The sequence below is a fragment of the Rhodoferax sp. genome (assembly GCF_010365055.1).
Lineage (GTDB): Bacteria > Pseudomonadota > Gammaproteobacteria > Burkholderiales > Burkholderiaceae_C > Rhodoferax.
In genome coordinates this window covers 50763-62975 of record NZ_JAAFHA010000011.1, presented here as the reverse complement: position 1 = coordinate 62975, position 12213 = coordinate 50763, and the positions used below count along the sequence as shown (strand labels likewise).

16 protein-coding genes are annotated in these 12213 nt (G+C 60.0%); 10 read left to right on the top strand and 6 right to left on the bottom strand.

Annotated elements, in window-relative coordinates; translation table 11 throughout:
- A partial coding sequence (locus GZ093_RS04825; RefSeq protein ID WP_296482849.1) for a GIY-YIG nuclease family protein occupies positions 1-575 on the bottom strand: 575 nt, incomplete at its 3' end.
- 26 nt (positions 576-601) lie between these two features.
- Here GZ093_RS04825 and earP point away from each other — a divergent pair.
- The 4 genes from earP (at position 602) to GZ093_RS04805 (ending at position 4968) form a co-directional block, all read left to right on the top strand.
- Positions 602-1720, top strand: coding sequence for an elongation factor P maturation arginine rhamnosyltransferase EarP (gene earP / locus GZ093_RS04820; RefSeq protein WP_296482839.1), 1119 nt, complete (start codon positions 602-604; stop codon positions 1718-1720).
- 91 nt (positions 1721-1811) lie between these two features.
- Entirely contained in the window at positions 1812-2366 is a 555-nt protein-coding gene (efp, locus tag GZ093_RS04815) for an elongation factor P (protein ID WP_296482837.1), read from the top strand.
- A gap of 128 nt (positions 2367-2494) precedes the next feature.
- The gene (locus GZ093_RS04810; protein ID WP_296482835.1) at positions 2495-4063 is read left to right on the top strand and encodes a thymidine phosphorylase family protein; all 1569 of its coding nucleotides are present in this window, start codon (positions 2495-2497) and stop codon (positions 4061-4063) included.
- Positions 4063-4968 (top strand): ribose-phosphate pyrophosphokinase, encoded by a 906-nt coding sequence (locus GZ093_RS04805; protein ID WP_296482832.1) that lies wholly within the window; start codon positions 4063-4065, stop codon positions 4966-4968. The genes GZ093_RS04810 and GZ093_RS04805 overlap by 1 nt, the downstream gene beginning before the upstream one ends.
- Positions 4969-4997: 29 nt before the next feature.
- Here GZ093_RS04805 and GZ093_RS04800 read toward each other — a convergent pair whose 3' ends face one another.
- Positions 4998-6395 (bottom strand): AMP-binding protein, encoded by a 1398-nt coding sequence (locus tag GZ093_RS04800; protein ID WP_296482829.1) that lies wholly within the window; start codon positions 6393-6395, stop codon positions 4998-5000.
- A 131-nt stretch (positions 6396-6526) separates the two neighbouring features.
- Here GZ093_RS04800 and GZ093_RS04795 point away from each other — a divergent pair, with 131 nt between their 5' ends.
- The 4 genes from GZ093_RS04795 to GZ093_RS04780 all read left to right on the top strand — a co-directional run bounded on the left by GZ093_RS04795 (position 6527) and on the right by GZ093_RS04780 (position 8485).
- The gene (locus GZ093_RS04795; protein ID WP_296482826.1) at positions 6527-6838 is read left to right on the top strand and encodes a DUF883 family protein; all 312 of its coding nucleotides are present in this window, start codon (positions 6527-6529) and stop codon (positions 6836-6838) included.
- Positions 6839-6862: 24 nt separating this feature from the next.
- Entirely contained in the window at positions 6863-7264 is a 402-nt protein-coding gene (locus GZ093_RS04790; protein WP_296482823.1) for a phage holin family protein, read from the top strand.
- Positions 7251-7556, top strand: coding sequence for a YqjK-like family protein (locus tag GZ093_RS04785; RefSeq protein WP_296482820.1), 306 nt, complete (start codon positions 7251-7253; stop codon positions 7554-7556). Before GZ093_RS04790 ends, GZ093_RS04785 begins: the two co-directional genes overlap by 14 nt.
- A gap of 65 nt (positions 7557-7621) precedes the next feature.
- Complete coding sequence (locus tag GZ093_RS04780; RefSeq protein WP_296482817.1) at positions 7622-8485, top strand: TIGR00730 family Rossman fold protein; 864 nt, start codon at positions 7622-7624, stop codon at positions 8483-8485.
- Between the two features lie 51 nt (positions 8486-8536).
- On the opposite strand, the gene GZ093_RS04775 is transcribed toward GZ093_RS04780, so the two are convergent.
- The 4 genes from GZ093_RS04775 to GZ093_RS04760 form a co-directional block, all read right to left on the bottom strand.
- On the bottom strand, positions 8537-8896 hold the full coding sequence (locus tag GZ093_RS04775; protein ID WP_296482814.1) for a hypothetical protein: 360 nt from the start codon (positions 8894-8896) through the stop codon (positions 8537-8539).
- Positions 8897-8956: 60 nt separating this feature from the next.
- Complete coding sequence (gene rlmB / locus GZ093_RS04770) at positions 8957-9727, bottom strand: 23S rRNA (guanosine(2251)-2'-O)-methyltransferase RlmB (protein ID WP_296482812.1); 771 nt, start codon at positions 9725-9727, stop codon at positions 8957-8959.
- Positions 9728-9834: 107 nt separating this feature from the next.
- Complete coding sequence (locus GZ093_RS04765) at positions 9835-10020, bottom strand: hypothetical protein (RefSeq protein ID WP_296482809.1); 186 nt, start codon at positions 10018-10020, stop codon at positions 9835-9837.
- Between the two features lie 58 nt (positions 10021-10078).
- Complete coding sequence (locus GZ093_RS04760; RefSeq protein WP_296482807.1) at positions 10079-10318, bottom strand: L-histidine N(alpha)-methyltransferase; 240 nt, start codon at positions 10316-10318, stop codon at positions 10079-10081.
- A gap of 127 nt (positions 10319-10445) precedes the next feature.
- Between GZ093_RS04760 and GZ093_RS04755 the strand changes: the two genes are divergently transcribed.
- Both GZ093_RS04755 and GZ093_RS04750 read left to right on the top strand, forming a co-directional pair.
- Positions 10446-11312: a putative selenate ABC transporter substrate-binding protein gene (locus tag GZ093_RS04755; protein WP_296482803.1), complete on the top strand. Its 867-nt coding sequence runs from the start codon at positions 10446-10448 to the stop codon at positions 11310-11312.
- A 70-nt stretch (positions 11313-11382) separates the two neighbouring features.
- Entirely contained in the window at positions 11383-12213 is an 831-nt protein-coding gene (locus GZ093_RS04750) for an ATP-binding cassette domain-containing protein (protein ID WP_296482799.1), read from the top strand.

Below are 12213 nucleotides of genomic sequence, written 5' to 3'. Positions count from 1 at the left end.
GTGCGGTTGTTGAACACCGGGTCTTCACAGGTGCGCAGGTGAAACACCTTTTGCATCAGCAGAATCGCCTCCTTGACCGCCCAGGCGCTCGGGTAGGGTCCGAAATACTGGTGCCTCTTCTCGACCGCACCGCGGTAGTAGGACACCCGCGGAAAGCTGCTGCCGGGATTCGATGAGGCACTTGCGCCGGTCATCTTCAAGTACGGGTAACTCTTGTCATCCCGAAACAGAATGTTGTACCTGGGGCTGAGGGTCTTGATCAGGTTGTTTTCCAGCAACAGCGCCTCGGCTTCCGAGCGCACCACGGTCGTTTCCAGCCGCACAATCTTGCTCACCATGTGGCCGATGCGGGTGCCGCCGTGATTTTTCTGAAAATAGCTCGACACCCGCTTTTTCAAATTGATGGCCTTGCCCACATAGAGCACCGTGCCCTCAAAATCAAAATAGCGGTAGACCCCCGGCAGCGGTGGCAGACCCGCCACGTCGATGAGCAGTTGCGCCGGGTGTGCGGACAGGGCCGCAGCGGGTGGGCTATCGGGCGCCTCGGGTGAGGTGGAATTTGGCAAATGAGGCATAAGTGCGTATTGTGGACAATTCAGGCGTGACAGGAAAACTTTGGGACATCTTTTGCCGGGTCATTGACAACTACGGTGACATCGGCGTGGGCTGGCGCTTGAGCGCTGGCTTGGGGGCGCGCGGCGAACGCGTGCGCTTCTGGGTTGACGATCCCAGTGCGCTGGTCTGGATGGCGCCCGAGGGTGCGCCCAACGTCGAAATCCGTCACTGGACCGCGCCGATTGAGACTCAAGGCTTGGCGCCAGGCGACATTTTGTTGGAAACATTCGGTTGTGAAATTGGTCCTGAATTTATAGCTGCTTGCGAAGGATGGACGGGGGCTAGAGGCCAAAAAGGCTTATGGATTAACCTGGAATACCTGAGTGCTGAAGGCTACGCCGAACGCAATCACGGCCTCCCCTCCCCGGTCATGACCGGGCCAGGCGCGGGTCTGTGCAAATACTTCTTCTACCCCGGCTTCACGGCGGGCACGGGTGGCCTGCTGCGGGAACCCGATCTGGCCGAGCGCCAGGCCCGCTTCAACCGTGTCGGCTGGCTGCAGCACAAAGGCATTGCCTGGCAGGGCGAGCGCCTGGTATCCCTGTTTTGCTACGAACCGCCGGCCTTGGCCGACTTGTTGGACCAGTTGGCCACGGGCCCGCAGGCGACCCGGCTGCTGGTCACCGCGGGTCGGGCGAGCGCAGCGGTTTCCGCCTGTATTTTGGATAAAAATAGGCTGCAGCCCTCATGGAATAAGCGTCAGCAGCTATCAATTAGTTACCTTCCGCCACTTACTCAATACGACTACGACCATCTGCTGTGGGCCTGTGAGCTGAATTTTGTTCGCGGGGAGGATTCACTGGTGCGCGCCTTGTGGGCCAACCAGCCCTTTGTCTGGCAGATCTACCCGCAGCACGACGACGCCCATCACCGCAAGCTGGAAGCTTTTCTGGACATGTTGGGCGCCCCGCCCTCACTGCGGGCGTTTCACCGGGTCTGGAATGGTGTGAATAGCCGCACAGGCAGCAAGGCCAGCCAAGCGACGCAATTGCCCGCGTTGGCGCTTGATTCTTGGCAGCAAGTCGTGGCTAGCGTTGGCCACCAACTGCGCCAGCAAGACGACCTTGTGACCCAGATCATGCGTTTTGCTTTAAAAAACCTTTAAAATAGCCAGCTTTGCGGGACCTGACCGGGTTTTTCATCCGTCCATACCGCCCTTGCCGCGTCACCAGCGGCCAACTTTCACACATCTCGCTATGAAAACCGCTCAAGAAATTCGCGTTGGTAATGTCATCATGTACGGCAAAGACCCGATGGTCGTGCTACGGACCGAATACAGCCGCGGTGGCCGCAATTCGTCCACCGTGCGTATGAAGCTTAAAAGTCTGATCGCCAACTTCAACACCGAAGTGGTGTACAAGGCCGACGACAAGCTGGAACAAGTCATTCTGGACAAGAAGGAATGCACCTATTCTTACTTTGCCGAGCCGATGTACATCTGCATGGACACCGAATTCAACCAGTACGAAGTCGAAGCCGAGAACATGGGTGACTCGCTGAACTACCTCGAAGATGGTATGGAACTCGAAGTGGTGTTCTACAACGAAAAAGCCATTTCGGTTGAAATGCCCACCAACGTGGTGCGCGAAATCACCTGGACCGAACCTGCCGTCAAGGGCGACACCTCCGGCAAGGTGCTCAAGCCCGCCAAAATCTCCACCGGTTTTGACGTGGGTGTGCCAATTTTTGTGGCGCAGGGCGACAAGGTCGAGATCGACACCCGCACCGGCGAATACCGCAAACGCGTTTAGGCGCCAGCCCGCCCAGCGGGCTGCGGCAAAAAGGGCTTCCAGGAAGCCCTTTTTTTATGGGCAACTGCCGAGCCTCATCTCGCAAACTTTTTTTGTTCCCGTCCAGCAAAGCGATGTAGGCTTCGGGTATGCGCAAACACAGCGACAAACCGCAGCTGGCTAGCAAGCTGGTGCTGCGCCGGGTGGCGATCGACACCTACCGTGAAAACGTGGCCTACCTGCACCGGGACTGCGCGGTGTACCGGGCTGAAGGCTTTCAGGCCTTGTCCAAAGTCGAGGTGCGGGCCAACGGACGCCACATTCTGGCCACCCTGAACGTCGTGGATGACCCCCATATCGTCGCCTGCGATGAGCTCGGCTTGTCGGAGGACGCTTTTGCTCAGATGGCCGTGACCGATGGTCACCCTGCTTCGGTGTCCCAGGCCGAGCCGCCGCAGTCCATTGGCGCGCTGCGCCGCAAATTGGCCGGTGAGCGGCTCGGCCGTGAGGACTTTCTGGATATCGTGCGCGACATCGCTGAATTGCACTATTCCAAAATTGAGTTGAGTGCTTTTGTTGTGGCCACCAACCGGGACGAACTGGACCGCGAGGAGGTGTACTTTTTGACCGAGGCGATGGTGGCCACCGGGCGAACGCTCAACTGGCACGAGCCCCTGGTGGTGGACAAACACTGTATTGGTGGCATTCCCGGCAACCGCACCTCCATGCTGGTGGTGCCCATTGTGGCGGCGCACGGCCTGCTGTGCCCCAAGACCTCATCGCGTGCCATCACCTCCCCGGCCGGCACGGCCGACACGATGGAAGTGTTGGCCAAGGTGGAGCTGCCTTTTGATCAGTTGGCGGACATCGTGCGCGCGCACCGGGGCTGCCTGGCCTGGGGCGGCGCCGCCCATTTGTCGCCGGCCGACGATGTGCTGATTTCGGTCGAACGACCGCTGGCAATTGACTCGCCCGGGCAAATGGTGGCCTCCATTCTGTCCAAGAAAATTGCCGCGGGCTCCACCCATCTGGTGCTGGACATCCCCATCGGTCCCAGCGCCAAAGTGCGTTCCATGCCTGACGCGCAACGTCTGCGCCGGCTGTTCGAGTACGTGGCGGCGCGGATGCATCTGTCGCTGGACGTGATCGTGACGGATGGACGCCAACCGGTTGGCAATGGCATTGGCCCGGTGCTGGAGGCGCGCGATGTGATGCGGGTTCTGGAGAACGACGCCCGGGCGCCCAACGACTTGCGGCAAAAATCCTTGCGATTGGCTGGCCGGCTGATTGAATGCCACCCGGACGTGCGCGGTGGCGACGGTTTTGCGATCGCGCGGGACATTCTGGATTCTGGCCGGGCGCTGGCGAAAATGAACGCCATCATTGCCGCCCAGGGCGCCAAGCCCTTTGATCACAACCATCCGCAACTCGGCGCCTTGACCTTTGATATTTGCGCCAGCGAGTCCGGCGTAGTCACCGGCATTGACAACCTGCAGGTGGCGCGCATCGCCCGTCTGGCGGGTGCGCCCAAAGTCATCGGTGCCGGCATTGACCTGTTTCACAAACTGGGGGACGCGGTGGCAAGCGGCGAGCCTCTGTACCGCGTTCACGCCGGGTTTCAAAGCGACCTCGATTTTGCGCGCCAAGCCAGCGCCAAGTCGACCGGCTATACCATCGGGCGAGCCGAAGATGTGCCCCATGTATTTACGGAATTTTGATGCCATCAACACCTGTTTTGCTGTGTTTTGAGGATGAGCAAGAGAGCGCTGCACGCATCGCCCAGGCCGCTGGGCACCACCTGATCCGTATCGATCGTCACCGCTTTCCCGATGGCGAAATCAAGCTGCGCCTGCCCCCGAGCCTGCCGGATCATGTGGTCATCCTGCGCACGCTCAACGACCCGAATGAAAAACTGGTCGAACTGTTGTTGGCGGCCAAAACCGCGCGTGACCTGGGCGCCCGGCACTTGACGCTGGTGGCGCCCTACCTCGGCTACATGCGACAGGACGTCGCGTTTGAACCGGGCGAAGCCATCAGCCAGCGCATTGTCGGGCGGTTCTTGGCCGGCATGTTTGATGCCGTCATCACCGTTGACCCCCATTTGCACCGCGTCACCACATTGCAGCAAGCTGTGCCCGTGGCCAATGCGGTGGCGCTCAGCGCAGCCCCCTTGCTGTCCGACCTGATTGCCACCCATTGCGCGCAAGCCCTGCTGCTCGGGCCGGATGAAGAATCAAAGCAATGGGTCGCTCAGGCTGCCACGCGCCACGGTTTTGACCACGCTGTTTGCCACAAGGTGCGCCGTGGCGACCGGGCGGTCGAGATTGCGCTGCCGGACATTCCCGTGGCAGGCCGTCAAGTGGTGCTGCTCGACGACGTGGTCAGCACCGGCCACACCCTGGCTCAGGCAACGCGCCAACTGCTGGCTGCGGGCGCAACCTCGGTCGATGTGGCGGTCACGCACGCGCTCTTTGTGGCTGATGCCTGGTCCATGATTTTGAACGCGGGTGTGCGCGAGGTCTGGAGCAGCGACTGCGTCAAGCATGCCAGCAATGCCATCAGCATGAGCGGCCCCCTGGGTGAGGCGTTGACCCGCATCGACGCCATGACCACGACGCGCTGAGCGCTGGTCCTGCCGGATGGATGCGCACATCAACGGTGCTTGCCTTGCCTTTGAGCGACGACGCGTTGCGCCTTGCCACTGCGCCCGCGCGGCACCGGCTGCCCCAATTCTGTAAGAACGCGCAGCCGGGCCAGGCCCTGCGCCACGGCAAACTGTTCCAGGGCGTTTACGCAACGCGCGGCTGCAGCTGTGGCGTCGGCTCCCTGCAGATCCAGCCTGAGCACCAGGGTGTGATCATCCTGCTGGCGCAATTGAAAATCGAAGACGCCTGCCTCATCTTCCAGCACCGTCGTCAGCGCCAGCGGCAAGAGCGTGACCTGACGCCCATTCTGTCCTGCCATCAGCAAGGGATCGTCCCGGCGACCCTGCACCTCGATCACCGGCAGTGACGAGCCGCATTCACAGCGCTCTGGATGCAGCGTGATCTGGTCGCCCAGGTCATAACGAATTAGCGGTTGCACGAAATTGGCCAGGTTCGTCAACAAGGTGGAATGTGATGCCTTCCCGTCCGGGACCGGCTGCCCCTGCGCGTCAATCGGTTCCAAAATCACCCAGTCGGTGTTCGCATGCATCTGCCCGTGGCCGCACTCCCAGCCGATCGACATGAATTCCGAGGCGCCATAGCTGTTGCGCACCACGCACCCAAGTGTCTGTTCCAGGTGTCGGCGCACGGCTCTACTTAGCGTTTCACCGCCTGTCCATATTTCCCTTGGCAGGAAGTGCAGCGCCCCTTGTGCCGCCTGATCGGCCAGCAACGCTGCCACGGTCGGATAGGTGGCAATCACAGTCGGTGCAAACGCATTGAGCTCATCGAGCAAAGCGCTGTTTGACTGCAAAATGGAAAAGCAACGCAAGCTCTGCGCCATGAACGGATTGAGCTGGCGCAGCCGCTGCATGCTCACCATGCTGGCAAAGTGGCCCGTGGTGGCACCCACAAAGGCGATGCGCTCCGCCAGCAACAGAGGATCAAACAAGCGCTGCAATGGCCGCAGCGTGCTGCGCCGCAACGCCTCCAGGGCATCGTAAACCGCCATCGCGCGTGCATCCTGGACGAACATACCCGGTTGATGGCTGGTGCCAGAACTTTCCCAGACCAGGTACTTGCCCAGGTAGGGCTCGCCTATGCGCTTGGCATCGGCGGTGAAGCTGCGAAGCTCCTGCAACTTGAGTTGTGGGTCAGTCACCCAATCCTCAAAGCGCGCCATCAGCTCGGCTCGGCCCAGCACCGGTAGCGCGCTCAGAGGGGTGGCGGGTGGCATGCCTTGCAGGCGCTCCCGGAAGATTCGGGACCCGCGCACAGCGGCATCAAGCAGATGAGCCAGTCTGGACTGTTGGCGCGCGGCGATCGCGTCCGGCGTTGCACGACCACTGGCCAAGACATCGAGCGCCACAGCACTCAAGCGCAAGGGATCAAAAACTGTCCTCATAGGCACAACATGCTAGTGCGACTTCAAAACCTCAAATTTGTGCATGATCAATGCCTGTGATTTTTATCAAGTCATGGCACCGAATCAGTCAGTATTGTTCGATTGGGTTTCAATTCCAATGGAGGTTTGCAATGGATGACATCACGACGGTTCAAAAAGACAAATTAATGAGCGACCTGAACACGGTAATTGCCGACGCTGGAGAGGTGCTGCGCATGACGGCTGACCAAGCAGGTGAAAGCGCCGCCGATCTGCGTGGCCGCGTGCAAGCCCGAATGAACCAGGCCAAGGACGAACTGCGTCATTTACAGGAGGCAACCGTTGCCAAAGCCAAGGCAGCAGGCCACGCTGCTGACGATTTTGTGCATGTCAACCCCTGGAAATCAATCGGTATCGCGGCGGGCATCGGGCTAGTCGTCGGCCTGCTGATCAGTCGTCGTTAAGTCGGCAGCTTTTCTGCCCAATGCATGAGCAACACGGGAAAGAGTAGCGGTCTGTTCGCCTCGGTGCGCCGCCTGCTGGGTACGGTACTTGAGATTGCCCAGGTAAGACTGGAACTGCTGGGCACCGAGCTCGAACTGGAGAAGCGGCGTCTCTTTGACGCCCTGCTCTTCGGCTTGATTGCCCTCCTGGCGGTGGGTGTCGGCGTGGTGTTGTTGTGCGGCTTCATCATCCTGCTGTTTTGGGAGGGTTATCGCCTGCCCGCAGTGGGCGTTCTGACGCTGCTATTTTTCGCTGCCGGCGCCTGGTTGGCGTTCGCGGCGCGAAAACGACTGCAGAGTGCGACGGGCATATTTGAAGCGAGCCTGGCTGAGTTGAAGCTCGATCGCGCTGGCCTTCAAACCTCAGGTTCCCATGAACAACGATGAACTGGTCGTGCGCCAACAGCAGTTGCTGGCGCACAGTGCGCGCTTGCGCCTGGTCCTGGCCGATCAGGCGCAGGTTTTGCAGCGACCTCTGGCCATGATCGACCAGGCACGAGGCGGTCTGCAATGGATTTATCGCAACCCACAGTGGCCGCTCGGCGTTCTGGCACTTTCGGTTCTGGTGCGACCGCGACGTGCGATGGTGTGGGGCGGGCGCCTGTGGTGGGCCTGGAAGGCTTACAGGCAAACACAGCATTGGTTGGCTAAACAACCCATCCGAAGACAGCTTCCTTGAATTAAGTCGATCCGCCGCGGGTTGGCCAGGCGATGTGTCACAGTTTTTCGCACACAATCGCAGCCATGGACACCACTGAAAACCTTTCCGAACCTCGCCTGCCTGATTCCGAAACGGAGTTGAAAAGCCAGGCTGACATCGCCCCTCTGTTGGAGGCAGATGCCTACCGCCTGGCATTTGCCGACCCAGAATTTTTGGTGCGGCGAGAAACACGCGGCATCCGCTTTCAACTTGAAATGCTCAAGCCCGATCTGGACCAGGCCGAGCAAGGTGTCGACAGCACTATTGTGGTTTTTGGCAGCGCCCGCTCGCCCTCGCCCGAGACTGCCCAGGCGAGTCTGCAGCAAGCGCAAGCCAGCGGGGATGCCAACGCGCTGCGTGTCGCCCAGCGACAGATGCGCAACGCCCACTACTACGACCAGGCGCGCCTGTTTGCCCGGCAGGTCGCGGGGTACAGCGCGCACCGACGGCATGAAGAGCGCCTCTTCATTGCCACCGGCGGCGGCCCTGGCATCATGGAGGCCGCTAACCGTGGCTCGCACGAAATGGGCGCCCTGAGCGTGGGCCTGAATATTTCCCTGCTGCACGAGCAGAACCCCAACCCCTACATCACGCCAACCTTGAGCTTCAAGTTTCACTACTTTGCGCTGCGCAAGATGCATTTCATGATGCGGGCCAAGGCCCTGGTGGCGTTCCCCGGCGGCTTTGGCACGCTCGATGAATTGTTTGAAGTAATCACCCTGGTGCAGACCCGCAAGTCCAAACCGGTGCCGATTGTCTTGTTTGGCACCGACTACTGGAAGCGACTGATCAACATGGATCTGATGGTCGAAGAAGGCGTGATCTCGGCGCAGGACCTGGACCTGTTCACTTACGTGGATGATGCCGCTGCGGCATGGGAAGTCATACGCGCCTTTTATGACCTCTAGGTTGGGGCTGGCTTGGACCAGCTCAAAACCAGCGCGTCCAACGCCTTTTGATCAGCGCGGGCTCTCAAAGAACAGGTAGTTGGAGCCGTAGTCGCTGATCTCAAAGTAGACTTTTTTCTCGCCTGGATCCGCGACAAAATTCAAGTTCTCGTCCAGCACGCCATAACCATAGCGATAAGGACGCGGTTTGTTGTCATCCGTGCCCATGCCGGTGCTGAGCTTGTCGATCTTGAGGAAACGACGCATCACCTTGTCGCCCGCATAGACCTCCAGCACGCCGTTGGTTCCGGTCCAGTTCTGGATGTCGCGGCTGATCTTGTTCTGCTGCTCCTGTGTGCAACTTGTAAGAAGAAATAACGCGCTAGCCCCCGCCAATAAAGCATGAGTAGCTCTGAATTTAGTAGTAACCATAAAACCCCCAAGAGGTGGGAAAGACAGACTGAAGTGCAACGCAGCGCCCACGCGCCGTCGTCAATTCAATCGCTGGCGCAGCGCCTCATACAAACACACACCGCTGGCCACCGACACATTGAGGCTCTCAACGGCGCCGCGCATCGGGATGCTCACTAATTCATCACAGGTTTTGGCGGTCAGCGCGCGCATGCCGTCGCCCTCGGCACCCAGCACCAGCGCCACCGGACCTCTGAGGTCGGCCTGGTAAATGGTTTTAGGTGCCACGTCGCTGGTGCCGATGATCCAGATATGGCGTTCCTTGAGCTCATTCAAGGTGCGCGCCAGATTGGTCACCATGAAGTAGGGCACGGTCTCGGCCGCGCCGCTGGCAACCTTGGCCACTGTGGCATTGATGCCGGCGGCGTGGTCTTTGGGGGCGATCACGGCGTGCACGCCAGCGCCGTCGGCCACACGCAGGCAGGCACCCAGGTTGTGGGGATCGGTGACGCCATCGAGCACAAGAATCAACGGTGCTTCACGCTCGGCCACGGGCTTGTCCGCTTGCGCGGCTTCGAGTTGTTCCAGCAATTCGTCCAGCGAGTGAACTTGGGCCAGTTCCTGCACCCGCGCCGCCACGCCCTGGTGACCGTGGCCGCCACACAGCTTGGCCAGACGGATGCCATCGGACTCGATCAGGCGCGCACCGGCCTCATTGGCTTTGTCCAGAAACTGGCGCATGCGCGCATCGCGCCGTGTCGGCTCGAAATAAATCTCGATGATGGATTTGGGCGCAGTTTTGAGACGCACGCCGACGGCATGGAAGCCGAATAAGACTTTGGTTGAAGACATGGCTGAATTATCGTGGCTTGCGCTCTTGGCAAGAGCCACCCACGGCCTATTTATAAAACGGAGTGGCTGGTTTCAACACCGTGCGTCGCCGTTTTGTGTCGTGCGACTCAGGACGACACCGGGCCCTCAGCGCCGGGCTCAGTCGATTGAGCCGCTTCATTTTCATCGGGCACATCGCCTTCAGCACCCTCACCCACCTTGCGATCGGCTTTGTGCTTAAGCTTTTCTTCTTTTTTCTTCTTTTTCGCCAGTTCTTTCTGACGCTTCTCGTATCCGTAATTCGGTGTTGCCAAAGTATTCTTTCAGGTTGTTAGAGGCACTTTACCAGAAGTTTCAATCATCTTCGTCGCGTCAAACTGATCTGCCACCATGAGAAGTTGGGGTATTTTGGTCACCCGTGGGGCAGTACTCGGGAAACTCGGTGATGGCTTCAACCAAGCGCGAACCCAAAGCGTCGTAAGGAAACTTGGGCGAGACGTCTGCACCACCGGGCTGCGGGTCGGCGGTCAACCCTTGAATGAGTTCGTGGCGAATGACCTCGGCGTGGTCATGGTGGTCATGGTGAAGCTGGACAAATTCTGGGGTTTTCATGCGGCGCGGCGACTGGCAAGGGCCTGATCGTGGCGTTTCAGGCCATCAACCCAATTCCCATTAACATTGCGCCCGCCTTGGCGCACCTTTACATGCGCTGGCTAACTCAAACTCTGGAAAGCTCTTAATGCTCAACACCTCACGCCGCTTGACACTTCAAGCACTGATCGCCTGCGCTGCCTTCGGGTTCGCAACCCAAACGCTCGCCGAGCAGGTCTTCAAAATCACCGCCATCCCTGACGAGTCGCCCACCGAACTGGCCCGCAAGGCCGCGCCACTGGTGAAATACCTGGAACAAAGGCTGGGCATAAAGGTCGAGTTCACCCCCGTGTCTGACTACGCCGCCGCGGTGGAAACCCTGGTCAACAAGCAAGTGGACATGGCCTGGTTCGGCGGCTTCACCTTTGTGCAGGCCCATGTCCGCTCCGGGGGCAAGGCCGAGCCGCTGGTGCAGCGCGCGGAGGATGAAAAGTTCAAGTCGATCTTCATCACCTCGAACGCTGACATCCATTCGCTGGCTGACCTGAAAGGCAAAACACTCAGCTTTGGCGCAGCGTCGAGCACGTCCGGGCACCTGATGCCACGCAGTTTCATGCTGGAAGCCAAGGTCGACCCTGACAAAGACCTCAAACGTGTGGCTTTCTCGGGCGCACACGATGCCACCATTGCGGCGGTCGCCGCCGGCAAGGTGGATGCCGGTGCGCTGAACATCTCGGTGTGGGAAAAGTTTGTGGCCGACAAAAAGGTCGACAGCGCCAAGGTCCGGGTGTTCTACACCACACCCGCTTACTTTGACTACAACTGGACGGTGCACGCCGACATGCCCCAAGCCCTGAAGGACAAAGTCACCCGCGCCTTTCTCGACCTGAACAACAGCACGCCAGAGGGCAAGCAACTGTTGGAATTGCAGCGCGCCAGCCGGTTTATTCCGACCCAAGCCGCCAATTACAGGGGCATTGAGACCGCCGCACGCAGTGCAGGTTTGCTCAAGTAACGGCCTGGAGCAATTCCGTTTTGATAGCTACAAGCCCATATGAATCGGGGGCTGCAAGCCATTTTCATCTATGAAAGTGGTGCTGCAGAACTGTTCGGCAAGTCACCCTGCAGCCAAGTCCGCCACCGCCCCTGCTCTGAAGGCACTGAGCTTGCGCGTGGCGTCTGGTGAGCAGCTGGCCATCATCGGTCCTTCTGGCGCCGGTAAAACCACGCTGCTGCAGCTCTTGGCCTGCGCCCTGCCACCAACACAGGGCGACTTGTTGCTGGATCAGCGCAACCCCTGGGCTCTGCGCACGCCTGATCTGCAGCGCCTGCGCGGTCAGTTGTTTCTGGCGCCGCAGGTGCCGCCGCTGCCCCCGCGCCAACGGGTGGTCACCGCTGTGCTGGCGGGCCGGTTGCCTGGCATGGGGCTGTGGGCCAGCTTGAGCAACCTGTTCTACCCTCAACGGCTTGACCTGGCTTATGACGCGCTGGCGCGTTTTGACTTGTCAGAAAAGCTGTTTGACCGCGTCGATCGGCTCTCAGGTGGTGAGCGCCAGCGCGTTGGTTTGGCGCGGCTGGCCGTGTCCAAGGCGACGCTGTTGCTGGTGGATGAGCCCTTGTCGGCGCTGGATCCCGAACGCGCCCGCCAAGCCTGCGAGTCACTGACCGCGGTGGCGCGTGAGCACAAGGCCACGCTGGTTGCCACCTTGCACCACGTGGAAATGGCTTTGCAGCACTTTCCCCGGATCGTGGGGCTGCGCGAAGGCGAGATTGTCTTTGACCTGCCCGCAGACCAAGTAAGCCCCGCGCGGCTGACCGATTTGTACGCCCGCCATCTTGACGAACTGGCTGGCACCGCACCCGTGGTCGAGCTGTCTGCTGCAGCCATGTCAACGCTGGTGGCCACATACCGGTGA